The 24,494-nt window shown below is 41.4% G+C and carries 26 protein-coding genes; 24 read left to right on the top strand and 2 right to left on the bottom strand.

What is annotated here, in order from left to right:
* The first annotated feature begins 6 nt into the window (after positions 1-6).
* Positions 7-948 carry a stage III sporulation protein AA gene (gene spoIIIAA / locus ACH9UM_RS04975; RefSeq protein ID WP_004847822.1) on the top strand — a complete coding sequence of 314 codons (942 nt, stop codon included), beginning with the start codon at positions 7-9 and terminating at the stop codon, positions 946-948.
* A complete protein-coding gene (locus ACH9UM_RS04970; protein ID WP_009242165.1) occupies positions 936-1,454 on the top strand; it encodes a stage III sporulation protein AB in 519 nt (172 codons plus the stop codon). The genes spoIIIAA and ACH9UM_RS04970 overlap by 13 nt, the downstream gene beginning before the upstream one ends.
* 148 nt (positions 1,455-1,602) lie before the next feature.
* Here the strand turns inward: ACH9UM_RS04970 and ACH9UM_RS04965 are convergent, their stop codons facing one another.
* Positions 1,603-2,772 (bottom strand): IS110 family transposase, encoded by a 1,170-nt coding sequence (locus ACH9UM_RS04965; RefSeq protein WP_009243756.1) that lies wholly within the window; start codon positions 2,770-2,772, stop codon positions 1,603-1,605.
* 276 nt (positions 2,773-3,048) lie between these two features.
* Between ACH9UM_RS04965 and spoIIIAC the strand changes: the two genes are divergently transcribed.
* From spoIIIAC to ACH9UM_RS04935, 6 genes are all read left to right on the top strand, one after another.
* On the top strand, positions 3,049-3,243 hold the full coding sequence (gene spoIIIAC / locus ACH9UM_RS04960) for a stage III sporulation protein AC (RefSeq protein WP_004847818.1): 195 nt from the start codon (positions 3,049-3,051) through the stop codon (positions 3,241-3,243).
* A gap of 62 nt (positions 3,244-3,305) precedes the next feature.
* Entirely contained in the window at positions 3,306-3,692 is a 387-nt protein-coding gene (locus tag ACH9UM_RS04955; RefSeq protein WP_004847817.1) for a SpoIIIAC/SpoIIIAD family protein, read from the top strand.
* Positions 3,689-4,867, top strand: coding sequence for a stage III sporulation protein AE (locus tag ACH9UM_RS04950; protein ID WP_004847816.1), 1,179 nt, complete (start codon positions 3,689-3,691; stop codon positions 4,865-4,867). Before ACH9UM_RS04955 ends, ACH9UM_RS04950 begins: the two co-directional genes overlap by 4 nt.
* A gap of 90 nt (positions 4,868-4,957) precedes the next feature.
* Positions 4,958-5,338 (top strand): stage III sporulation protein AF, encoded by a 381-nt coding sequence (locus ACH9UM_RS04945; RefSeq protein WP_004846375.1) that lies wholly within the window; start codon positions 4,958-4,960, stop codon positions 5,336-5,338.
* Positions 5,307-5,903 (top strand): hypothetical protein, encoded by a 597-nt coding sequence (locus ACH9UM_RS04940; RefSeq protein ID WP_004846376.1) that lies wholly within the window; start codon positions 5,307-5,309, stop codon positions 5,901-5,903. Before ACH9UM_RS04945 ends, ACH9UM_RS04940 begins: the two co-directional genes overlap by 32 nt.
* 23 nt (positions 5,904-5,926) lie before the next feature.
* Complete coding sequence (locus ACH9UM_RS04935) at positions 5,927-6,538, top strand: SpoIIIAH-like family protein (RefSeq protein ID WP_009242161.1); 612 nt, start codon at positions 5,927-5,929, stop codon at positions 6,536-6,538.
* A gap of 150 nt (positions 6,539-6,688) precedes the next feature.
* Here the strand turns inward: ACH9UM_RS04935 and ACH9UM_RS04930 are convergent, their stop codons facing one another.
* Positions 6,689-8,017, bottom strand: coding sequence for an ISNCY family transposase (locus ACH9UM_RS04930; RefSeq protein WP_009321027.1), 1,329 nt, complete (start codon positions 8,015-8,017; stop codon positions 6,689-6,691).
* 223 nt (positions 8,018-8,240) lie between these two features.
* Here ACH9UM_RS04930 and ACH9UM_RS04925 point away from each other — a divergent pair, with 223 nt between their 5' ends.
* The 16 genes from ACH9UM_RS04925 to ACH9UM_RS04850 all read left to right on the top strand — a co-directional run bounded on the left by ACH9UM_RS04925 (position 8,241) and on the right by ACH9UM_RS04850 (position 24,441).
* Positions 8,241-9,833, top strand: coding sequence for a peptide chain release factor 3 (locus ACH9UM_RS04925; protein ID WP_004844925.1), 1,593 nt, complete (start codon positions 8,241-8,243; stop codon positions 9,831-9,833).
* Positions 9,834-9,942: 109 nt separating this feature from the next.
* Positions 9,943-10,326 (top strand): Asp23/Gls24 family envelope stress response protein, encoded by a 384-nt coding sequence (locus tag ACH9UM_RS04920; RefSeq protein ID WP_009243331.1) that lies wholly within the window; start codon positions 9,943-9,945, stop codon positions 10,324-10,326.
* A 187-nt stretch (positions 10,327-10,513) separates the two neighbouring features.
* Positions 10,514-10,921, top strand: a complete 408-nt coding sequence (gene nusB / locus ACH9UM_RS04915) for a transcription antitermination factor NusB (RefSeq protein ID WP_004844929.1) — start codon at positions 10,514-10,516, stop codon at positions 10,919-10,921.
* Position 10,922: 1 nt separating this feature from the next.
* Positions 10,923-12,131, top strand: coding sequence for an exodeoxyribonuclease VII large subunit (gene xseA, locus ACH9UM_RS04910; RefSeq protein ID WP_004844930.1), 1,209 nt, complete (start codon positions 10,923-10,925; stop codon positions 12,129-12,131).
* A 22-nt stretch (positions 12,132-12,153) separates the two neighbouring features.
* A complete protein-coding gene (gene xseB / locus ACH9UM_RS04905; RefSeq protein WP_009243330.1) occupies positions 12,154-12,366 on the top strand; it encodes an exodeoxyribonuclease VII small subunit in 213 nt (70 codons plus the stop codon).
* Positions 12,356-13,246 (top strand): polyprenyl synthetase family protein, encoded by an 891-nt coding sequence (locus tag ACH9UM_RS04900; protein ID WP_004844932.1) that lies wholly within the window; start codon positions 12,356-12,358, stop codon positions 13,244-13,246. The genes xseB and ACH9UM_RS04900 overlap by 11 nt, the downstream gene beginning before the upstream one ends.
* A 17-nt stretch (positions 13,247-13,263) precedes the next feature.
* Positions 13,264-15,123 carry a 1-deoxy-D-xylulose-5-phosphate synthase gene (gene dxs / locus ACH9UM_RS04895; RefSeq protein ID WP_004844933.1) on the top strand — a complete coding sequence of 620 codons (1,860 nt, stop codon included), beginning with the start codon at positions 13,264-13,266 and terminating at the stop codon, positions 15,121-15,123.
* Between the two features lie 16 nt (positions 15,124-15,139).
* Complete coding sequence (locus ACH9UM_RS04890; protein ID WP_004844934.1) at positions 15,140-15,958, top strand: TlyA family RNA methyltransferase; 819 nt, start codon at positions 15,140-15,142, stop codon at positions 15,956-15,958.
* A gap of 44 nt (positions 15,959-16,002) precedes the next feature.
* Positions 16,003-16,836, top strand: a complete 834-nt coding sequence (locus ACH9UM_RS04885; RefSeq protein WP_004844935.1) for an NAD(+)/NADH kinase — start codon at positions 16,003-16,005, stop codon at positions 16,834-16,836.
* A 4-nt stretch (positions 16,837-16,840) separates the two neighbouring features.
* Positions 16,841-17,299 carry an arginine repressor gene (locus ACH9UM_RS04880; protein ID WP_004844936.1) on the top strand — a complete coding sequence of 153 codons (459 nt, stop codon included), beginning with the start codon at positions 16,841-16,843 and terminating at the stop codon, positions 17,297-17,299.
* A gap of 9 nt (positions 17,300-17,308) precedes the next feature.
* A complete protein-coding gene (gene recN / locus ACH9UM_RS04875) occupies positions 17,309-18,985 on the top strand; it encodes a DNA repair protein RecN (RefSeq protein WP_270188332.1) in 1,677 nt (558 codons plus the stop codon).
* Between the two features lie 132 nt (positions 18,986-19,117).
* Complete coding sequence (gene spoIVB / locus ACH9UM_RS04870; RefSeq protein WP_004844939.1) at positions 19,118-20,209, top strand: SpoIVB peptidase; 1,092 nt, start codon at positions 19,118-19,120, stop codon at positions 20,207-20,209.
* A 107-nt stretch (positions 20,210-20,316) separates the two neighbouring features.
* Positions 20,317-21,108, top strand: coding sequence for a sporulation transcription factor Spo0A (spo0A, locus tag ACH9UM_RS04865; RefSeq protein WP_004844940.1), 792 nt, complete (start codon positions 20,317-20,319; stop codon positions 21,106-21,108).
* A 92-nt stretch (positions 21,109-21,200) separates the two neighbouring features.
* Positions 21,201-22,649 (top strand): glycogen synthase GlgA, encoded by a 1,449-nt coding sequence (gene glgA, locus ACH9UM_RS04860; RefSeq protein ID WP_004844941.1) that lies wholly within the window; start codon positions 21,201-21,203, stop codon positions 22,647-22,649.
* A gap of 272 nt (positions 22,650-22,921) precedes the next feature.
* A complete protein-coding gene (gene metF, locus ACH9UM_RS04855) occupies positions 22,922-23,791 on the top strand; it encodes a methylenetetrahydrofolate reductase [NAD(P)H] (RefSeq protein ID WP_004844942.1) in 870 nt (289 codons plus the stop codon).
* 8 nt (positions 23,792-23,799) lie between these two features.
* Positions 23,800-24,441: a vitamin B12 dependent-methionine synthase activation domain-containing protein gene (locus ACH9UM_RS04850; RefSeq protein WP_004844943.1), complete on the top strand. Its 642-nt coding sequence runs from the start codon at positions 23,800-23,802 to the stop codon at positions 24,439-24,441.
* Positions 24,442-24,494 lie beyond the last annotated feature (53 nt).

The following is a 24,494-nucleotide window of genomic DNA, read 5'->3' as shown; positions in this document are numbered from 1 at the left end:
GACAAGATGGAAAAAACAGGGAAGAAAATATCACATGTGACAGGAGTTTTAGCCAGATCGGTGCGTATAATTATTGAAAATATTTTGCGTGAAGGCGGAGCACTTCAGGAAATAAGAATGAGGATCGGACAGCCGCTTACTGTTATGATCGATGGTGAAGAGCAGATACTTCCGTTAAAAGAAAGAGCACATATTGTTACAAAGGAAGAAATAAAAGAGACGATAGAATATATGAGCAGATACTCTTTATATGCATATGAAAATGAGTTAAGGCAGGGGTTTCTGACATTGGAAGGAGGACATAGGGTGGGAGTTGCAGGAAAAGTGATCGTCGACCGTGGGAAAGTAAAAAATATTCAGTACATATCATCGCTTAATATCAGAATCGCTCACGAAGTGATAGGTTGTGCCGATGAATTGATTCCATATATTACGAAAAATAAAAAAGTATGCCATACATTGATCATTTCACCTCCGCGTTGTGGAAAAACAACACTTCTCAGAGATTTGATTCGTCAGATATCAGATGGAAATGAATATGTAAAAGGCTGTTCGGTCGGCGTAGTAGACGAACGTTCGGAAATCGGAGGATGCTATATGGGGATTGTGCAAAACAATCTCGGTATGCGCACGGACGTTCTAGACTGCTGTCCGAAAGCAGAAGGAATGATCATGCTGATTCGTTCGATGTCTCCTCAGGTCGTGGCAGTGGATGAAATCGGTACGGCAGAAGATATCCATGCTATTGAATATGCGATGCAGTGTGGCTGCAAACTGATAGCCAGTGTACATGGCATGGATATGGAGGAGGCGGCGAGAAAGCCGGTTCTGGGGGAAATGATACGCAGAAAAATGTTTGAACGGTATATTGTGCTTGGAAATGACGGACATCCGGGGAAAGTAAAAGAGATTTATGATGAGCGGGGGAGTGTTTTGTGCAGAAAGTGATCGGAGGGATTCTTATATTATCTGCAACTGCAGGAGCCGGTGTTGTGTATGGAAATGAATTGAAAAGATATTTACGGAACATGGTTTATCTGCGATATGTATTTGGACTAATCAGGGGGGAGATAGAATATACTTGCGCACCTCTTCCTGAAATTTTTTTCGGCGTCTCTGCCCGTGTGAAAGAACCGTACCGAAGGTGGCTGAAAAAAACGGCGGAAGAAATGGAGTGTCGAGACTTATCAGGGTTTGCGAGGGTATGGAACAGATGTACGGACAAGTATTTGGAAATACCGGGATTAAAACAGGAGCATAAGATACTTATAAAAGAACCCGGAACATTTCTCGGAAGTTTTGAAAAAGATATATCAGATCGTGCAATGGAAATGTATTTGAATAAAATGGATCTGGAGATCGAGAAACTTAGAGCGGAACTGGCGTCGAAGGTAAAAGTCGGCAGGTGTCTCGGAGTTATGGCGGGTTTATTTTTTATAGTGCTGTTGATTTGACCGGATAACAGCAGGAGACCAGCTATGAAAAGTCAACCATAAATTAGCAAAAAATTTCTTTTTCATATCGGTGGTAAAAAAGGGTAACTTTAATAGAGCTCCCTTAGGGTGCTTTTTCAAAATCTATCGATATAGGTATACAGATCTCTTACTCGAGGTTAAATTCTACTTCGTCAGTGAGCATCTTCCAGATGACTCTGACAAGCTTGCCGGCACAGTGCCCAAGTGCATTGTAGTGAGACCGGCCTTCAGCCCTCTTGGCATCATAATAAGCCTTGAAGGTTGCGTTGTTCCTGACAACGTTCCAAGCTGCATTTACAAGAGCATATCGTAAAACACGAGAGCCACGTTTGGACATCCTTGTTGTCTTAGCCTGAAAGTTACCAGACTGATAAACAGAAGGATCCAGGCCTGCAAAAGCAAGCAGCTTGTTTGGATTGGAGAAACGGTGAATATCGCCTATTTCACCAAGGATCATTCCACCATTGATATAACCGATACCAGGAATGGTCATGATGACAGAATCGTTAAATTTCATGATATCCGTCATCTCAGCTTCAATCTTTTCTAATTGGCTATCCAGTAACTCGATTTGTTGAATGGTTTGAGTTATCTGAATAGATATAGCGCTGTCGTTGGCACCGACAGACTTCTGTGCGAGAATTCTTAATTCTTTGGCCTGCTCTTTAGTAAAATGTCCGTGCGAGTTCACTTTGAGCAGATTTGCCAGATGAGTCATATGCATGGAAGCAATCTCTTTTGGAGAAGGTGCTTCTTTTAAAAGAGCATAGACAGCATTCTGATGCAGACCGGATTTGAAAAAGTATTGAATCTCCGGGAATACTTGATCAACATAGGTTGTCAGTTGGATTTTCAATCGGGTGCGTTGCTTAATGGTTTTCTGCCGAAAGCGCCCCAAGGCCTTAAGATCCATCATATCGAGATCAAAGAAGGTAATAAATCTTAGGTCATCCTGCATCATAAGAGTTTTAGCAATAACAAATGTGTCGACCTTATCTGTCTTTGTTTTACGAACATTGTTCTTACGCATCTGACAGGTTTTGATGGGGTTCAACACACACACTTGGTAGAACTCAGCAACAAGGTATCGAACAAGGTTGTCACCGTAGTGTGCCGTCGACTCAAGACCGATGATGATGCTGTTCTTATCGAATGATTCGAGCTTAGAGACCAGCAGTTGGAAGCCATCAGCGTCGTTTGTGAATTTGAACGGCTCAATGAGTATTTCACCGTCCGAAGAAATCGCAGCGGCGAAATGGTTGAGTTTGGCAATATCAATGCCTACAAAAATTTTCATGAGGTTGTACCTCCCTTTCATAAAGTCTGATACCATGATGTCCACCATCGATTATCATCGTAGACTTGATAGAAATAAGTACTCTGAGTGAAAAACACTCCGGCAACATCCAGCTAATAAACAATTCAGATAAAGGTAGCGGCAATACACTCCAGTCGAGTAGTCAAGGCTACAGGGAAAAATCAAAAGTCCATAGTATCTGAATTGTATTGAACCACGATATTAAAAGAAAGGAAACGTGTGATAATTAACTTCCTAATTATCATACAAGGAAATATGGATATCAGTCTTATTTTTAAAATTGCGGCAGTAGGAATACTTGTTTCTATTTTAAGTCAGGTATTAAAACACAGCGGCAGAGAAGAACAGGCATTTCTTGCAAGTCTGGCCGGACTTATTTTAGTGTTGTCATGGGTGCTTCCTTACATTTATGATCTTTTTCGTACTGTCAGACAATTATTCTCATTATAGTAAACGAAAGTGCGGGAAATGAGAAAAGAAAATGAAAATAGAAGAGGAAGAGGTGAGAGCAGATGAGCATGATACAGGCCGGAATGATCGGAGTGATCGGTGCAATGTTGGCGATCCAGTTAAAAGGAAGCAAGGCAGAATACGGGATTTATGTAAGCGTAGCGGTAAGCATTGTTCTATTTGTGCTCATCTCAGACAGGCTTGGTATTTTCGTTCGTACTGTAAAAGAACTTATAGCATACGCTCATCTTGAAACAAGCTATTTTTCCGTAATTCTTAAGATGGTCGGCATTACTTATATTGCGGAATTTGCTTCCGGAATTTGCAAAGATGCAGGATATCAAACGATTGCGGGACAGATAGAAACGTTCGCAAAGCTGACGATATTGGCGCTTGGGATGCCGGTTTTGACAGCTTTGCTTGAAACAGTCAGGGAGTTTCTGTCATGAAAGGAAGAAAAGGGAGATTTCTTTTTACATTATTTTTAACGCTTCTCGTATTTGGGTTCGGGACAAGGATCGTCCGGGCAGATGAAACGGATAATTTTCAATCGGATAAAAAAAGCATAGAAACAGCGGAAACAAAAATATTGGAAGAAGAGTTTGATTTTAAAGAAATTGAAAAAAGTCTATCGGAATTGTTTCCAAAAGAGAAAATTTCCTTTGAAGAAGTTGTATTTTCTTTTCTGTCAGGAGAGCCGGGGGAAATGTTAGAATTGCTTACGGGATACATAAGAGACGAGATAGCCTATGAGTTTTTGTACAGCAAAAAAACTCTCGTTTATATTATATTGATTGCCGTTATGGCGGCTGTATTCAGCAATTTTGCGGGAGCTTTTCAAAGCAGACAGATTTCGGGAATAAGTTTTTACGTTGTATATATGCTTTTGATCACGCTTTGTTTGATGTCTTTTCGGACGGCGGTTTATGGAATCAGTGAAAAATTGGAGTCTCTTACGACGTTTATGAGAGTTCTTTGTCCCGGATATTTTCTTGCGGTGGCGTTTTCGTCGGGAAGCGCGACTTCAATCTTTTTTTATAATTTGATTCTTTTTCTGATTTATATTTCAGAGCTTGTGATCGTAAGGTTTCTCTTCCCGGTGATAAATGTTTATATTATGGTGCAAATGCTTGGAAACTTAACGGAAGAAGATCTCTTTTCTGAATTTGCCGATCTGTTGAAAAAAGCGGTGACATGGACGCTTCGTACGATCGTTGCATGTATTGTCGGGGTGAATGTTGTGCAAGGGCTGTTGGCACCTGCGATAGATACGGTAAAAAGAAGTGCGCTTACAAGGACGGCAGAGGCACTTCCGTGGATAGGAAATGTGATGGGAGGAATGGCGGAAGTGACAATGGGAACGATTGTTTTGATTAAAAACGGAATCGGAATGGCAGGAGCTTTTATAGCGGTTTTAATATGTGCGGTTCCGATTCTGCAAATGTTGTTGTCTGCGCTTTTGTATAAAATGGCGGCGGCAGCGGTACAGCCGGTTTCGGACAAAAGAATTACCGCTTGTATCCGCGGAGTGAGCGAGGGGTATGAAATGATAGTTTCCGTTATTTTTACAGTAGGATTTTTATTTTTGCTTACAATAGCGGTTGTGGCCGGAGTAACTACATGAAATATGAAAAATGATAACTATATAAAGAACAAAAAGTGCAGGACTGAAAATACATATGTGTATGCTTTGTTTCGTTAAAAGGAGGCAAAAATGCTTGAAGAAGTATATAAATGGATTCAAAATATAGCAGTATATCTTGTTGTAGTGACGGCGATGCTTCATGCGGTACCGGGAAAAGATTATGAAAGATATATTCGTTTTTTTTCCGGTCTTGTATTGATCGTTCTTATTTTTATGCCGGTCTTAAGTGTGTTTGGCATGAAAGAAACATTCGGAGCAATCTACAGTAATCAGGTATATGAAAAAGAAAGAAAAGAACTGGAAGAGGCCGGGAACTCTTATGAGGAAATGCTGAAAAATTATATAGAAGAAAATAAAGAGGAAGAACATACAGGAACAAAAAAAGCGGATACAGATGCCGGAAAGGAGTCGATAAAAGATGGATTTGAAAAAGGCTCAAGAGTATATTAAGGCATTAAAAAACGGGGAAAAGTTTCCGAAGAAAAATATGTTTCTCATTATGTTTTTGCTTGGTGCGCTGCTGTTTGTTATTGTTCTTCCGACCGGTTCCTCTGCCCCGACTTCGGAAAAAGGCGGATTAGATGAAAATAAAAGAAAAGAAAATAAAAATTCACAAACGGGAGAATATGAAACATACATAGAAGAAAAAACATCTTCCGTGCTGTCGCAGGTGAAAGGAGCAGGAAAAGTAACCGTGATGGTGACGCTTAAATCAAACGGACAGAAATTGATTGAAAAAGATCATTCAGGAAGTACGCAGACCCAAGAAGAGACATCCGACGGCAATGTTCGGAAAGATTCGGAAAGTACGTCGGAGAAAATCAGCGTATATGAGCAGACGGCAGACGGAGCATCTGTTCCTTATGTAAGCAAAGAACTGACGCCGGAAGTTGAAGGGGTGATTGTGATTGCGGACGGAGGAGGTGATGCAGTTGTTGCCCGTAATCTTACAGAAGCGGTACAGGCATTATTTGGTGTGGAAGCGCATAAGATAAAAATAATGAAACGGGGATGATACATAAAAAGGAGGCTTGTGAAGTGAAACGAGTATTTAAGAAAAATCAGATTATCATAGCTGCGTTGGCGGTGATGATCGCAGTGGCGGGATATTTGAATTATTCCGGAAAAATATTTCATGAAAAAGACGGGGGAGCTGAGGAAGCAAATGCAGATCTTGCAAATCAGGAGCTGCTCGATATTTCGGAAGAGGATATAGAGACGGTAGGAGACGAGATTGCAAGTAATGATTCCGATGTAGAGGGAACACCGGGGGAAGCTGTACTGACGAATGGAAGCGCAGAAACGACAGTTGCACAGGCAAAGGTAACACGGGAGCAGGTAAGAGCTCAGAATAAAGAGACGCTTCAGGCAATTATAGATAATACAAATTTAAGTGAGTCGGAAAAACAAGAAGCGGTATCACAGCTTGTACAGATGACTCAGATTGCAGAGCAGGAAGCGGCAGTGGAGACAATGATGGCTTCAAAAGGATTTTCGGAAGCGGTTGTAAGTATTGACGCAGACTCTGCGGATATCGTAGTAAAAGCAGAAGAACTTACAGATGCGAATCGAGCTCAAATCGAGGATATTGTGACAAGAAAGACAAAAATTGCACCGCAAAATATTGTGATCACCCCGATTCGTGAATAAAAAGTATCTGCTGTATGTGAAAATGAAAAATTCGATTGTATCTGAATGTTTGCCTGAATCCCGTGGTGTCAATAACTTATGAAAATGTCACTTTTTAATATAGAAATTTATTTGAAAAAATGTCACTTTCATAAAAGGGCTAATGCCCTTTTATGAAGCTGACTGCTGCTTCTCGAAAAATAGCTCATATAAAAATTTAAGTGACAGATTATAATCCTCCATCCACCAGATTGCTTTCCATTCATCACTGCTGTGACGCAGCTGAAGGTGTGGTTCTACTGTTTTTGACACTTTTTGGGGAACTTCTGTATTGGCATTTTTGTTCTGAGGTTTCAGATAACGGATGGTATTATAGATTCGTCCGCCGTACTCTACACGAATTCCAAAACGTGGGTTAATTAATACAGTGATCTCACGGCGGGCATTGATAATCGGAAATCCCTCATCTAGGATTTGAAAACACCGATTTTTAAACGAAAATGTCCCGGCTGCATCTGTTTTTCTCGTGTGCTTTACACAAAGGATGGAATCCAGATTCAAATCTTTTGCGGCAGAGACAAAAATAGACTCTGCTTCCGGCTCAACGGCAAACCTCTGATTGAAAAGTTCCCTGTACTCTGTTTCCAGAAAACGGTTTGCTTCTGACACAGTAGTAATCCCACGTTTTGCGAACTCAACAGGGAGCCTGCTCTGCAGTGTGACCCATAAACGTTCAATCCGCCCCTTTGCCTGAGGAGTCTTTGCGAAAATAAGGTCAATGCCCAATTCGTGCAGGGAACGTCCGAACTGGGTAAGATGGACAGTCTTGCCTGCGATTAGTTCATCAACAGTCAGCTTTCCGGTTTTAGGAGAACGGAAGATGGTATGGTTGTCAGAATAAACCGTCTGTGGGATGCCGAAATCAGAGCAGCATTGACGCATGGTTTCCAGATAACCGTAAAGGCATTCATTCTGTGTCAGGAAAAGTCCGACGACCTGCCCGGTAGCATCATCGATAGCACCATGAAGGGCGTATTTGATATTTCCCCCAAACCACTCGTAAGGCGTGGCATCGATCTGGATGAGCTGTCCGGGATGGGGCTTACGTTTGCGCCGATGTGTGCGGTGTCGGATTTTTTTCTTTTTAGGGCTTTCAAAACCAGCATTTTTTAGTATACTGGAAAGAGCAGAGTAGGAAAGTTGAATTCCGAAATCTGCAGAGAGTATATCTTTGAAATGGAGGAAGTTGGCATTAGAGAATTCTGGGCGGGAATAAATCTTAAGGACAGCTTCCTTCAATTCGTCAGAAACGGAGTGAACGGGTTTTCTACCGGTATTTTTATGAATGAGGGATTGAGCGCCAGAGGTAAGGACTCCTTTCTTTAAGCGTGTGATCTGGCGTGTGGAGAGACCCAAAAGTTCAGCAGCCTGTTGTCTGGAAATAGACTTGTCAATGAAACGGTTGATGACAGTCAGCGTTTTCAGTTGTTCTTGTGACAATGTAATTTTACCTTCTTTCATAGCTTTAATAGAATACCAAAAAGAGACAAAACCTCAAGTGAATCTTAAGGAGACATTATCACAAGTTAATAACATGCCTGAATCCCGTGGTTGAAGTATCTTTTGAGATATGATAAACTAAATTGGTATGTCCGGAAGATGTTCCGGGAAAAATAAAAGAACGAACAGATGCATTTTATAAGCATTAGGAGAAAAGAAACATATGTCAGAGATAACGAATGAAATAAAAAAGAGAAGAACATTTGCCATCATTTCTCATCCCGATGCGGGAAAGACAACGCTGACGGAAAAATTTCTATTATATGGAGGGGTGATCAATCAGGCAGGTTCTGTCAAGGGAAAAGCGACATCCAAACATGCAGTTTCAGACTGGATGGAAATAGAAAAAGAAAGAGGTATTTCGGTTACTTCTTCTGTATTGCAGTTTAATTACGATGGATACTGTATTAATATCCTTGATACGCCGGGGCATCAGGATTTCTCGGAAGATACTTACAGAACACTGATGGCGGCAGATTCGGCGGTTATGGTGATTGATGCGTCGAAGGGTGTGGAGGCTCAGACGCGAAAACTGTTTAAAGTATGTGCGATGCGTCATATTCCGATTTTTACCTTTATCAATAAGATGGATCGTGACGCAAAAGATACGTTCGATCTTTTGGATGATATCGAAAAGGAGCTCGGCATTCCGACTTGTCCGGTAAACTGGCCGATCGGCTCGGGAAAAGCATTTAAAGGCGTGTATGACAGACAGAAAAAGGAAGTAGAGCTTTTCTCGGATACGAGGAAAGGAACAGCGACAGGTGAAGTGAAAGTTGTAGCTATGAACAATCCGGAGATTGACTGGCTGATCGGAGATGAAGCAAAGACAACTCTGATGGAAGAAATCGAACTTTTGGACGGCGCTTCGGCAGAATTTGACAGAGAGCTTGTCGATAAAGGCGAGCTCTCTCCGGTGTTCTTCGGTTCTGCACTTACTAACTTCGGAGTGGAAACGTTTTTAAGACATTTTCTTTCCATGACGACGTCCCCTTTGCCGAGGATGTCAGATCATGGTGCGATCGATCCGATGAAAGAAAAAGAATTTTCGGCCTTTGTTTTTAAAATTCAGGCAAATATGAATAAAGCTCATAGGGACAGAATTGCGTTTATGCGTATTTGTTCGGGTGAGTTTGATGCCGGGATGAACGTATATCATGTTCAGGGGAAAAAAGACGTAAGGCTTTCCCAGCCGCAGCAAATGATTGCCAGTGAAAGGAAAATTATAGACAAAGCATATGGGGGAGATATTATCGGTGTATTTGATCCGGGAATTTTTTCGATAGGCGATACACTGACAACGTCAAAAGAAAAATTTGCTTATGAAGGAATTCCGACATTTGCGCCTGAGCATTTTGCAAGAGTGCGTCAGGTTGACACGATGAAAAGGAAACAGTTTGTAAAAGGAATCAATCAAATTGCACAGGAAGGAGCAATTCAGATCTTTCAGGAATATAACACAGGAATGGAAGAAATCATTGTCGGCGTTGTCGGCGTTTTGCAGTTTGATGTATTGAAATACCGTTTGAAAAATGAATATAATGTAGAGATCCTCCTCGAAAACCTTCCGTACGAATATATCCGATGGATCGAGAGTGCGGATACGGATCTTGACCGTATAAGCGGAACGTCGGATATGAAGAAAATAAAAGATTTGAAAGATCGGCCGTTACTTTTGTTCATCCATGAGTGGAGCATTAGAATGACGTTGGAAAGAAATGACGGACTTGTTCTTTCGGAGTTTGGAAGATCTTAAAAATCGGATTCAAATACAGAGTTCTCTTGGCGGTGAACTTTTTCTTTGCAAACGGATGGAGATTTGTTATAATAAGAAAAGAGATGATACAAAACGGGAGGTTTTGAATATGGCTAAGGACGAAAGAAATGCTTATACAATACAAAATGATGCGAGTCTCGGCGAAGTTAAGATCGCGGATGAAGTTGTAGCGATCATTGCGGCTCTGGCTGCTACGGAAGTGGATGGCGTTGCTTCCATGGCCGGAAATATTACGAATGAAGTGATTGGAAAGCTTGGAATCAAGAACCTGTCAAAAGGCGTAAAGGTAGATGTATTAGAGGGTGTCGTTACAGTATCTCTGGCATTAAACCTGAAATATGATTACAGTATTATGGAAGTTACGAAAAAAGTTCAGGAAAAGGTGAAAAATGCGGTTGAGAATATGACGGGGCTTGAGGTTGCGGATGTCAATATTAAGGTTGCCGGAGTAGAGATGGAGAAACAGAACTGATCTGCTTTCGTATTGCAATATGTGACAAGGCGATCCGCCCCTGACATTGATACTAAGGGATGTCGCAAGACATCCTTTTTCAATATTGCGCGGCAATAAGATACAAGCGGGTACGAGCAGGACAGGAAGATGGCAAAAGGCCGTGTGCGCCGACAGAAGATGATTATGACAATAGAGAGGAATTACTATGGTAAGAACGGAACTTCGGGAACATATATTTAAAATGCTTTTTCAGATCGAGTTTAATGATTCTGTTGATATGCCGGAGAATTTGAACTACTATTTTGAGACGCTTGAAGATGCAAAAGAAAAAGACAAACAGTATATACAAAATAAATATGAAGCGATTTTATCACACATAGAAGAAATCGACGGACTTTTAAATGAGAACGCGACAGGCTGGAAAACGACAAGAATGAACAAAGTCGATCTGTCAATTTTACGGTTGGCGCTTTACGAGATAAAATGGGATGAGGACGTTCCGGCAAAAGTTGCGATCAACGAGGCTGTTGAGCTTGCGAAACGTTTCGGAGGAGATAATAGCTCGTCGTTTGTAAATGGTGTGCTTGCTAAATTTGCAAAACAGGAGTTATAAAATGAACGGCATTTATACAGTGAAGCAGGTTAATTCTTATATAAAAAATATGTTTACACAGGATTTCATGCTGAACCGTATCTATGTAAAGGGAGAAATTTCCAACTGTAAATATCACCCATCAGGACATATTTATTTTTCTTTGAAAGATGAGTCCGGCACGATTGCCTGTGTTATGTTTGCAGGCTCAAGGGCGGGGCTTTCTTTTACATTGAAAAACGGCCAGCGGGTCATCGCATTCGGTTCAGTAAGCGTATATGAAAGAGATGGCAAATATCAGCTTTATGCAAGAGAAATCAAGCTGGACGGAGCAGGAGAACTCTATGAAAAGTTCGAGGCGCTTAAGCGGGAACTTTGTGAAATGGGGATGTTTTCAGACGAATATAAGCAGCGAATTCCTGCCTATGTAAAAACAGTTGGGATTGTGACGGCGCAAAACGGAGCGGCGGTAAGAGATATAATCAATGTTGCAAAACGTAGAAATCCATATGTTCAGCTCATTCTTTATCCGGCCCTTGTTCAGGGTGAAGGAGCGGTGAAGAGCATTATAAGAGGAATACGGATGCTAGAACAACAAGGTGTGGATGTCATGATCGTTGGCAGAGGCGGCGGAAGTATTGAGGAGTTGTGGGCGTTTAACGAAGAAGAGGTTGCACGTGCAATTTTTGAATGTTCCGTTCCGGTCATATCTGCGGTAGGTCATGAAACAGATGTTACAATCGCAGATTTTGTTGCGGATTTACGAGCTCCGACTCCCTCAGCAGCCGCCGAATTGGCAGTGTACGAGATCCGCGAATGTAAAAAAACGATGTCTGCGTATGAAGACAGAATTGTTCGGGCTGCCTTGTCACAGATCGGTCTTTTCAGGACGAAAGCGGAGCGTTTCTCAATGAGGCTGAAACTGCTTCATCCACGGCACAAATTATATGAGCACAGGCAATTTACGGCAGAGATGGAAAACAGGATTCGCGATATTATGGAACGAAGACTGACGCAGGAAAAACATCGTCTGGCCTTGAATGCCGAACGAATGAAAAGAGTGTCTCCTCTTTTAAAACTGAGCAGCGGATACTCGTATATAAGATCCGAAGAAGGAAAAAATATACGATCGACAGCTCAGGTGAAACGGGGAGAAAAATTGGAAATCTTTGTAAGCGACGGAAAGATCGAAGCGGAGGTTCATAATACGGAAACAATGATTCACGGATAAAAACGGATCGGCGGAGGTTAAAGTGTCAGAGAAAAAGAAAGAAAATCTTGAGGAGATGTTCAAAGATTTGGAAGAACTGATCGGAAAGATGGAAAATGAAGAAATCACGTTAGAACAAACATTTGATCTATATAATAACGGAATGGAACTTCTTAAAAAATGTAACTTATCCATAGACGAGGTAGAAAAAAAGGTTCTCGTTCTTGATGAAAATGGAGAGACAGATGAATTTTAAAGAAGACTGTAGAAAACGAACAGAAAAAATAGAAGAGATTTTACGAAAATACCTGCCTGATCAGACAGGACATCAGCAGATCATAGAAGAAGCGATGGAATATAGTCTGATGGCAGGTGGAAAACGCCTTCGTCCGATGCTCATGAAAGAGACGTTTGACTTGTTTGGCGGAAAAGGCGGGGTCATCGAGCCGTTTATGGCCGCTATCGAGATGATCCATACATATTCTCTTGTTCATGATGACCTTCCGGCCATGGATAATGATGATTATCGAAGAGGACGGAAGACGACTCATGTCGTATACGGAGAAGATATGGGAATTTTGACAGGGGACGCACTTTTGAATTACGCATTTGAGACTGCATGCAGCGCCTTTGAAACAGATCCTCAAAACAGCATCCTGATCGGAAGAGCTCTGAAAATTCTTGCAGGCAAAGCCGGAATTTACGGAATGATCGGAGGTCAGGTGGTCGATGTAAGATCTGCAGGATGCAAAATATCAGGAGAACTTCTTGCGTTTATTTATAGATTGAAAACAGGAGCGCTTATTGAGGCGTCTGTAATGATCGGAGCTGTTCTTGCAGGGGCAAAAGAAGAGGAAATCGGAAAAATGGAAGAAATCGCCGGGAAAATAGGACTGGCATTCCAAATACAAGACGATATTCTTGATGTGACGAGTACGACAGAAATACTCGGAAAGCCGGTGCACAGCGATGAAAAAAACGAAAAAACGACTTACGTTACTTGGAAGGGGCTTGAAAAGGCAAAAGAAGAGGCTGCTCGTCTGACGGAAGAGGCGGTAGAAGAACTTCGTTCTATCGGAAAAGAGTGCGGATTTATGGAGGAACTGCTCCGAAGACTTGTATACAGAGAAAAATAGAACTAGGAGGATCAATCATGATAATTGAAATGATCCAGAAAGAGAACGATATAAAAAAACTTGATCATACACAGCTAAAAGAACTTGCAGAAGAGATCCGGGGATTTCTTCTTGATAAGATCAGTTGTACAGGAGGACATCTGGCTTCAAATCTGGGTGTTGTAGAATTGACGATGGCGCTTCATCTTACACTGGATTTTCCGCAGGATAAATTGATCTGGGATGTAGGTCATCAATCTTATACGCATAAACTTCTTACAGGAAGAAAAGATGGTTTTGACGATCTGCGTAAATATGGCGGCATGAGTGGATTTCCGAAACGAAAAGAAAGTGAATGTGATGCTTTTGATACAGGGCATAGTTCTACATCTATTTCGGCAGGTCTGGGGTATGTTGCGGCAAGAGAACTGAAAGGGGAAAAATACAATGTCGTTTCAGTGATCGGAGACGGAGCAATGACCGGGGGAATGGCATTTGAGGCATTGAATAATGCTTCCCGTTTGAAAAGTAATTTTATTATCGTGCTGAATGATAATAATATGTCAATTTCTGAAAATGTCGGCGGAGTATCGAAATATTTGGGATGCCTGCGGACAGCACAGGCGTATACTGATCTGAAAAAGGGTGTTGAAGATACTTTAAAAAAAATACCGGGGACAGGCGATCGGATCGTCAGCAGGCTGAAAAAGACAAAAAGTGGGATTAAACAGTTATTTGTTCCGGGAATGTTTTTTGAAGATATGGATATTACATATTTAGGACCTGTGGACGGACATGATGTTAAAGAGATGGTGCGTGTGTTCAATGAGGCAAAAAGGGTGGATCATGCCGTTTTAGTACATGTACTTACGAAAAAAGGAAAAGGGTATCTTCCGGCAGAGGAAAATCCGGCAAAATTTCATGGGACAGGTCCGTTCCATCTTGAGACCGGAGATGCGAAAGAATCAAAAGGGGCGGATACTTATACGGAAGTATTTTCTAAAGTGCTGCTTGATATTGCAAAAAAAGACGAGCGTATCGTTGCGATTACGGCTGCGATGGCGGACGGAACAGGTCTTACTCCGTTTGCAAAGCATTTCCCAAATCGTTTTTTTGATGTGGGGATCGCGGAAGAACATGCGATGACATTTGCGGCAGGTCTTGCGGCGGGGGGAATGAAACCGATATTTGCAGTATATTCTTCGTTTTTGCAAAGAGCGTATGACCAGACGCTTCATGATGTCTGTCTGCAAAATCTTCCGGTTGTGATCGCGGTAGACAGGGCGGGACTTGTCGGAAGTGACGGTGAAACACATCAGGGGGTGTTTGATTTGTCATTTTTATCAATGATCCCGAATATGACGATCATTTCTCCGAAAAACAGATGGGAAATGGCAGATATGATACGGTTTGCGGCAGATTTTCCATATCCGATCGCAGTGCGGTATCCAAGAGGCGAGGCATATGAAGGAATGAAACAATTCCGCAGTCCGATCTGTTACGGGAAAAGTGAACTGCTGTATGAAGAAGAAAAGATTGTGATCATATTTGTAGGTCATATGGCAGAACTTGCAGATCAGGTGAGAAAAGGCCTGAAAGAAAAAGGATATTGCTGTTCTCTTGTAAATGCAAGGTTTGTAAAACCTCTTGATACAGAATTGCTGGAAAGATTAGCGGAGAATCACGATCTGTATGTAACGATTGAAGAAAACATGCTGACAGGCGGATTCGGGGAACAGGTTCTTGATTATATTTCAGGAGCAGGTATTAATGTACGCGTGAAAAATTTCGGGATAGCCGATGACTATGTAGAACATGGAAATGTAGATCTGCTCCGCAGGGAAGTAGGTCTTGATAAAGATACGATCGTAAAGCAGATAATTGATGAATATGTGTAACTGAAAGGAAAAAAATATGAAAGAACGCTTGGATGTATTACTTGTAAAAAGAAATCTGGCGGAGTCAAGGGAAAAGGCAAAAGCGATCATTATGTCCGGAAATGTTTTTGTGGAGGGACAAAGAGAAGATAAAGCGGGAAGCACGTTCCCGGAAGAAGTCAGTATCGAAGTTCGGGGGCATACACTTCCGTATGTAAGCAGAGGCGGCTTGAAATTAGAAAAAGCGATCGCAAATTTTGATGTCAGCGTAAAAGATAAAGTCTGTACGGATGTCGGTTCTTCAACGGGCGGTTTTACAGATTGCATGCTTCAAAACGGTGCAAAAAAGGTGTTTGCGATCGATGTGGGACGAGGACAGCTTGATTGGAAACTGAGAAACGACCCGAGAGTTATCTGCATGGAAAAGACGAATATTCGATATGTGACACCTGAAGATTTGGGAGAAGAAATTGATTTTTCTTCTATTGATGTCTCATTTATTTCGCTTACGAAAGTATTGGAGCCGATTCGTAATTATTTGGCAAAAGACGGTGAGATCGTAGCTCTTATTAAACCGCAGTTTGAGGCAGGACGGGAAAAAGTAGGAAAAAAAGGTGTCGTAAGAGAAAAGAGCACACACCGGGAAGTGATTCAGAAAATTATGGATTATGCTATGTCGATCGGTTTCGATCTGTGTGCTCTTGATTTTTCTCCGATCAAAGGACCGGAAGGAAATATAGAGTATTTGATTCATTTAAAAAAGAGTGAAAATGAGGCCGGTGAAAATCTCGGCGGACTTGATCCTGTTATTGTTTCAGACAGAGCATTTGAGACGCTGGCAAAGCAGCACGCTTAAGTAATGTATGCGATGCAGTATTTTGTAAAAACAAGAGGACTAAAATGGATTGCTTTTATATTATTACAAATAAATTAAAAGATAAAGATTATGCGATCACGAGTCAGATTGAACAATATATTCAATCTTCCGGTAAAAAATGTTTTTTGTCGGAAAAAGACAGTGAGGGCCATATTATTCCGGGAACTGTTCCTAAGGAAGCAGAATGCGGATTGGTACTAGGTGGTGACGGAACTTTAATCCGTGCGGTCAGAGATCTTGGAGAGCGAAGCCTTCCGCTGCTTGGGATCAATCTTGGAACGCTCGGATATCTTACAGATGTGGATCTGGAAGATTTTGAAAGTGCATTGGATCATTTGTTTTCAGAGACTCCGGTTATTGAAGAACGGATGATGCTGGAAGGAAGCTTTCGTAATTCTCGGAAAGATATGGCGATGAACGATATTGTCATTGCAAGAGAAGGAAAGGTTCGTATCGTAAGTTTTCATATTTATGTCAACGGGGCGCTTCTGAATACTTATCACGCAGATGGAGTGATCATATCGACTCCAACCGGAAGTACAGGTTATAATCTGTCGGCGGGAGGCCCGATCGTTGAACCGACAGCACAGATGATCGTGATCACTCCGATTTGTTCACACGCGCTTAATACAAGCAGTATTGTTCTGTCAGCCGATGATTTGATTGAGGTAGAAGTGTGCGAAGGACGTTATGGAAGGCAGGAACAGGTTTCTCTTTGCTTTGACGGTGCAGAACAGACAACTCTTGTCACGGGAGAAAGAGTTTGTATTAAGCGGTCGTCTCATACGGCAAAACTGATCAAATTAAGCAAAGAAAGCTTTATGAAAACAATGCGTAAAAAAATGAAAGGAAATTGAACATATGAAAGTCAGCCGTCATGCAAAAATTATTGAACTTATCAGTCAGTATGATATTGAAACACAGGAAGAACTGGCAGAATATCTGAATAATGCGGGGTTTAAAGTGACGCAGGCTACTGTGTCGAGAGATATACGTGATCTGAAGTTGTCAAAAGTATCTACAGGAAGCGGACATCAGAAATATATTCTTCACAGGATCGAAGAACCCGGAATGAGTGAAAAATATATACGTGTCTTAAAAGATGGGTATGTGGCGATGGATATGGCGCAGAATATTCTAGTGATCAAGACTGTTTCCGGTATGGCAATGGCTGTGGCTGCCGCTGTAGACGCAATGAAATGGCATGAGGTCGTAGGCTGTATTGCAGGAGACGATACGATCATGTGTGCAATCAGAACTGTAGAAGATACAGCGGCCGTAATGGATAAGATAAGAAAGATCGTTTCAAGAGAAGTATAGGTGAATGGTATGCTACAAAATCTACATGTGAAAAATATTGCTTTGATCGATGAGACAGAAGTAGATTTCGGACAAGGATTGAATATATTGACAGGAGAAACCGGGGCGGGAAAGTCTATCTTGCTCGGCTCTGTCGGACTGGCTCTTGGAGGAAAGTATAGTTCTGATCTTTTGAGAAACGGGGCGGAAAATGGTCTGGTAGAGCTGACTTTTTCGGTTGACGACGGACAGATCATACAAAAACTGGAAGAGATGGATATTATTCCGGATGACGGTATGGTTACTTTAACAAGAAAGTTTACAGGAAGCAGAAGCATAAGCCGCATTAATGGAGAGACAGTGAATACAGGAAAGTTGAAAGAAGCGGCAGAGCTTTTGATTGACATTCATGGTCAGCATGATAATAAAACCTTACTTCAAAGGAAGAATCATTTGGTGCTTCTGGATCTTTTTGGGAGAAAAGAGATTGCTCCGATCAAATCAGAAATGTCAAAATGTTATAAAGAATATCGGGCGATCTGTAAAAAGGCGGAAGAAACTTCTTTAAATGATGAAGAAAGGCGAAGAGAACTTTCTCTTTATGAATTTGAAGTACACGAGATCGAAGAGGCTGCTCTTCGGGAAAATGAGGATGAAGAATTAGAGGAAACATACCGAAGGATGACGGAGAGCAGAAAAATCACGGATGCAGTTGCGCAGACTTATCGCTATACATGCGAGGACAGTTCGGCAAATGCAGGTGATTGTCTTACTCGGGCGATACGTGCGTTTCGGGAGGCGGCGGAATTTGATGAAGAGGGAGACCGTCTGTGCGCTCTGCTTATGGATGTGGACAGCCTTCTGAATGATTTTAACAGAGAACTGTCCGAATATGCCTCAAAATTTGAATTTTCAGAAGAAGAGTTCAAAGAGACAGAGGAACGGTTGAATCTGATCAATCATTTAAAAGCAAAATATGGAAGTTCTGTAAGCGATGTCCTTGCATATTGCGAATCAAAACGCCATAGAATAGAACAGCTTAATGATTATGATGCATATATAAAACAAATTGAAGAAGAGAAAGAAAAAGCGTTAAAAAAAGTAGAACGTGTAACGAAAAAACTTCATGATGTAAGAAATCGATATAAAACAGTTTTTGCTGACGAAATCTGTATTCATCTGAAGGAATTAAATTTTCTCGATACAAGGTTTGAGATACATTTAAAAGATGCAGGACAGTTTAGCGCGAACGGAAAAGACGAAGCGGAATTTTATCTTGCGCTTAATCCCGGCGAGCCTGTAAAGCCGCTTGAGAATATTGCATCAGGCGGAGAACTTTCCCGTATTATGCTTGCGATAAAAACGGTTCTGGCAGATGCGGAAGATACGCCGACTTTGATTTTTGACGAGATTGATGCCGGAATATCGGGAGTTACGGCAGCAAAAGTCGGAGAAAAACTAAAGCTGATAGGTAAAAGCAGGCAGGTGATTTGCATTACTCATCTTTCACAGATAGCAGCAGTGGCAGACAGTCATTTTCTGATTGAAAAATCTGCGGAAAACGAAAGCGTAAAAACAAGGATTCGTCTATTGAACGAAGAAGATTCGGTAAAAGAACTGGCGCGTATTCTGGGTGGAGATAAGATTACATCCAGTATTATGGAAAGTGCCCGTGAAATGAAAGAAATGGCAAAGAGTGAAATATAATACTAGTGTGGAAAAAGAAGAAACCACATATACTAGAAACGGATACAGAGAAGTATCCGTTTCTTTTTATATAGGAAAGAAGGAGCGGATGCGGATAAAAAATTATCGAGATATCAGAGAAAGGGTGTGGATATGTTGAAAAAACAAAAGTATGTGACCGCTGTATTCTGTCTATTCCTCTCCTTCTTCTTTGCGGCTATGGGTATTTTGCAGTATCAAATGATTCGTGGAAAGAAACCGGTTTCGACAGATGCGGGAATAGAAGCGATGAATAATGATACGGTGCTTGTCGGAGGAATGCCGATTGGTATTTATATGGAAACGGACGGAGTGATGGTTCTTAATACAGAGCAGATTGCCGGAGCGGATGGAAAGGAGCATGAACCAGCAAAAGGAATTGTTAAAGCAGGCGATTATATTATGGCAGTAGATCATTGTGAAATTACGGGAAAAAAAGAGCTTTTGGAGGCTGTCGGAAATCTAACCGGAACGTTCGTGGTGTTGACGGTCAGACGAAATGGGGAGACGATAGATTTGAAAATAAAGCCGGTTGAATATGAAACGGGAGAATATCGGCTTGGTATATGGGTTCGCGATAATGTACAAGGCTTGGGAACAGTTACTTTTTTAACGGATCAAAGTCGGTTTGGCGCGCTTGGGCATGGGATTCATGACGTGGATACAAGTGTTCTTATGTCGATTGCGGAAGGAAATGTATACCGCACGAGTATCAGAGATATCACAAAAGGACAGAGCGGATCTCCGGGAAGTATGGAGGGTATGATCATTTATAACAATTATAATATTCTCGGTACAATCGATAAAAATACAGAGGCTGGGATTTATGGGAAAATCGACAAAATTGATGAACTTTTCACAGAACAGACGGCAATCAGGACTGCAAAAAAAGAAGAAATTATAACAGGACCTGCTACAATCCGATGTTTTGTAGATAATGAAGTTAGAGAATTTGATATTGAAGTGACTCAAGTCGACATGATGTCTCAGGAGATCAATAAAGGACTTGTGATTAAGGTGACGGACGAAGAACTTCTTGAAAAAACAGGAGGGATTATTCAGGGGATGAGCGGAAGTCCGATCATACAAAACGGGAAATTGATCGGAGCAGTAACCCACGTTTTCGTACAAGACTCGACAAAAGGTTACGGAATATTCATAGAAAATATGTTAAAACAGGTGAATTTACCGGAAATGTGTGGATAAATGTCGAATTGTTACTACAAGATTCGCTTGATTATGCAAAATGGCATAGATATAATAAGCGAGTGGCGTTTTAAAGGGATGGTCTCAAAACTAAAGGAGAGACGAGAATGGAGCATTTGAGTGTGGCGATCGCTGACGACAACCAGAGAATTCTAGATATGCTTGACGACATCATACAAACGGACAAGGAACTGGATCTCGTCGGAAAAGCGAAAAATGGAGAAGAGATGTGTCAGATCATAAAGGACAGACAGCCGGATGTTGTCCTGCTTGATCTGATCATGCCGAAAATGGATGGATTGACAGTAATGGAGCAAGTAAACAAGCAGGAGTTTGTCGACAAAAGACCGTATTTTATAGTGCTTACTGCTGTCGGACAGGAAAAAATTACAGAAGATGCATTTAATAAAGGTGCAAATTACTATATTATGAAACCGTTTAATCATACGATTTTATTGGATCGGATCAAATCGATCCGAAAAAAGCCGGCGGTTTTTGAAAAGAAAAATGAAGAGAGTATACAGGAAGTTTCATCAAGACGGGAAAATCTGGAAAGCAGAGTGACGAATATGCTTCATGAGATTGGAATACCGGCGCATATCAAAGGGTATCATTATCTGCGGGATGCGATCATGATGGCAGTAAACGACATGGATGTGCTGAATGCAATTACAAAAATATTGTATCCTACAGTTGCAAAAAAATACCGGACAACGTCAAGCCGCGTCGAACGGGCAATTCGACATGCGATCGAGGTGGCATGGAGCCGCGGAAAATTGGATACGCTTGATGAGCTTTTTGGATATACTGTGAGTACAGGAAAGGGGAAACCGACCAATTCAGAGTTTATTGCGCTGATTGCCGATACAATTCAGCTTGAATACAGGCATAAAAACTAGGAAAGTCCTTTTCATTGCGCAGAGAATAGGGTATAATAACAATTAACAGAATTCTTTCCGGGAATTTATGTGAAGAATGGGAGGATCAGGATATGAAAAATATTTTGTTTGCTGCATCGGAGTGTGTACCGTTTATCAAAACCGGAGGTCTGGCAGATGTTGTCGGTTCGCTTCCGAAAGATTTCGACAAAGAAAAATATGATGTTCGTGTTGTTATTCCGAATTACATGTGCATGAAACAGGAGTGGAAAGAGAAGTTAGAGTATGTTGCCCATTTTTATATGGACATTGCAGGTCAGGACAGGTATGTCGGAGTACTGAAGATTGAATTGAACGGTATTATTTTCTATTTTATCGATAATGAATATTATTTCAGTGGATTTGCTCCGTATGATGGGGATCCGAAGTGGAATATAGAAAAGTTTGCCTTCTTTTCAAAAGCAGTGCTGAGCATACTTCCGGTGATCGGATTTCGTCCGGAACTGATTCATTGTCATGACTGGCAGACGGGACTGATACCGGTTTATCTTGATAATTTCAGATATCTGGGAGAATACTATCGCGGAATTAAAACTGTGATGACAATCCACAATCTGAAATTCCAGGGGGTATGGGATACGAAATCTGTTCGCGAAATTACCGGACTTCCGGAATACTATTTCGTTCCGGATAAGATGGAGGCATATAAAGATGCAAACTTGCTTAAAGGCGGTATCGTATATGCCGATAAAGTGACAACGGTAAGTAACAGTTATGCAGAAGAGATCAAAACACCGTTTTACGGTGAAGGTCTTGACGGATTAATGTCGGCAAGGGCAAATGATCTTTGCGGTATTGTCAACGGCTTGGATTATACAGACTGGGATCCGGCTTCAGATCCTAGAATTGCAAAAACCTTTTCGGTTGAAGATTTCAGGAAGAATAAAGTTCTTAATAAGAAAGCGCTGCAGGAAGAACTCGGTTTAGAGAAAGATACAAAAACGATGATGATCGGAATGATCTCACGGCTTACAGATCAAAAAGGATTTGATCTTGTCGATTACGTTATGGATGAACTTTGTCAGGATGCGGTTCAGATCGTTGTGCTTGGAACAGGTGATGTGAAATATGAGAATATGTTCCGTCATTTTGCATGGAAGTACTCCGGAAAAGTATCCGCAAACATCTTTTATTCGGATGAACTTTCACATAAGATTTATGCTTCCTGCGATGCATTTCTTATGCCATCACTGTTTGAACCGTGCGGATTAAGTCAGCTGATGAGCCTGCGTTATGGAACGATTCCGATTGTGCGTGAGACAGGCGGACTTAGAGATACGGTTGAAGCGTATAATGAATTTGACAAGACAGGAACAGGATTTAGCTTTACTAATTATAATGCACATGAGATGCTTAATACAGTTCGTTATGCGGAAAGAATTTATTATGACAGAAAACGTGACTGGAATAAGATCGTAGAACGTGCGATGAGCAAAGATTTTTCATGGAAGAATTCTGCCGGACAATATCAGGAATTATACAAGAGCTTGATCGGGGAATAAGACATAGTAAGAGGTACATATAAAAACACAAGACGGACATTCGTTTCGTCTTGTGTTTTTTTGCAGCAGCGCCGAACAGGGGGTTAAATTTATCTAAGTTCTTGCCACTCGTTTGCAAATCCAAAATGTGCTTTTGGTATTTTCGGTCGTTTGAAGAAACAATACTTGACAGAAAAAGCGTTTTAGAGGATAATTTTACCTAAAAAATGTCGAAGGAAATGGATTTCTAATACTTAGCCGTACGACAGAGAAAAACAGTCAGGAGAGTAAAGATGAAAATTATAGACAGATTAAAAGAAGACAAAATACATATTTCATTTGAAGTGTTTCCGCCGAAGACCGATGCGGGATTTGAAAAAGTGATCGCGGCAACTGATGCTATGGCGAAGTTAAATCCGGCGTTTATCAGCGTGACATATGGTGCGGGCGGCGGTACGAGTAAGAATACGGCAAAGATCGCATCTCATATAAAGGATGATCTCGGAGTGGTTAGTCTTGCACACTTGACATGTGCTTCTTCAACGATAGAGGAAGTAAGAGATGTGATTGAAAATCTGAAAGAAAACGGGATTGAAAACATTCTTGCGCTTCGGGGAGATATCCCGGAAGGCATGCCGTTCCCGAACGGAAATCGTTTTAGATATGCATATGAGTTGATAGAGGAGATTCGTAAGCATGGCGATTTTTGTATCGGAGCTGCATGTTATCCGGAAGGTCATGTAGAAAACGAACATAAGGCAGAAGATATCAGGTATTTAAAACAAAAAGTAGATAGCGGCGTTGATTTTCTTACGACACAGATGTTTTTTGATAACGATATCCATTATAATTTTTTATACAGGATCAGGGAAGCAGGGATCAATGTTCCGGTACTCCCGGGAATTATGCCGATGACGAGTGAGAAACAGATGAAAAGAAGTCAGGAATTGTCAGGGACAGTGTTTCCGAGAAGATTTTTAGCTCTCCTTGATCGGTTCGGCAGCTCGGCGGCGGCGATGGAACAGGCGGGAATCGCATATGCGACCGATCAGATCATTGATCTTCTTTCTAACGGTGTGAACAATATTCATATTTATACAATGAATAAACCGCATGTTGCAGCTGCAATTATGAACAATTTGTCGGAGATTATAAAGGCGTAGGTGATAGAATGGAAAAATGTTTTCAGGAAGCTGTCCGCTATTTGGGGTATGGGAAAAATCCGGTAGATGAGGCAACAAGCCGTCTTGTTGAAAAAGGTTTTTTGGAGCTGGAAAAAGTATCGGCGCTTCGCTCGGTGTTTCGTATTTTTGAAATGAATCGGATAGATGAAGAAAAAGTTGCGATCGGAACATTACAGATTAGCAGCAAAAGCCTTGCAAGAAACTTAAATCACTGTGAAAAGGCTGTTTTGTTCGGTGCGACATTAGGGACAGGAGTGGATCGTCTGATAGCAAGAACATCTCTGACAGATATGGCAAACGCTGTTGTGCTTCAGGCATGTGCAGCGGCAATGCTGGAAGAATTTTGTGATGAGAAACAATTTGAAATCGGCGAGGAACTTGAAAAGGAAGGTCTTTATCTGCGCCCGAGGTTCAGTCCGGGATACGGCGATTTTGATATCGGTTTTCAGAAATCATTTATGCAGATGCTGGATTGTGCAAAGGCAATCGGACTTACGATGACGGAAAGTTTTATGATGACACCGACGAAATCTGTTACCGCAGTGATCGGGGCAAGTCGAATAAAAGAGAGATGCCCGATTGCAGGCTGCGAAGTCTGCGATAAGAAAGAGTGTATTTACAGACGCTGACAGTTAGATGTATGAGACAAATATGTAGAGAAGGAAAACGACGAAAAAAAGGA

The sequence above is a fragment of the Mediterraneibacter torques genome (genome assembly GCF_044591705.1).
In the GTDB taxonomy this organism is placed as follows: domain Bacteria; phylum Bacillota; class Clostridia; order Lachnospirales; family Lachnospiraceae; genus Mediterraneibacter; species Mediterraneibacter torques.
The sequence above is the reverse complement of the archived record's forward strand: the minus strand, read 5'-3'. Positions and strand labels throughout refer to the sequence as shown.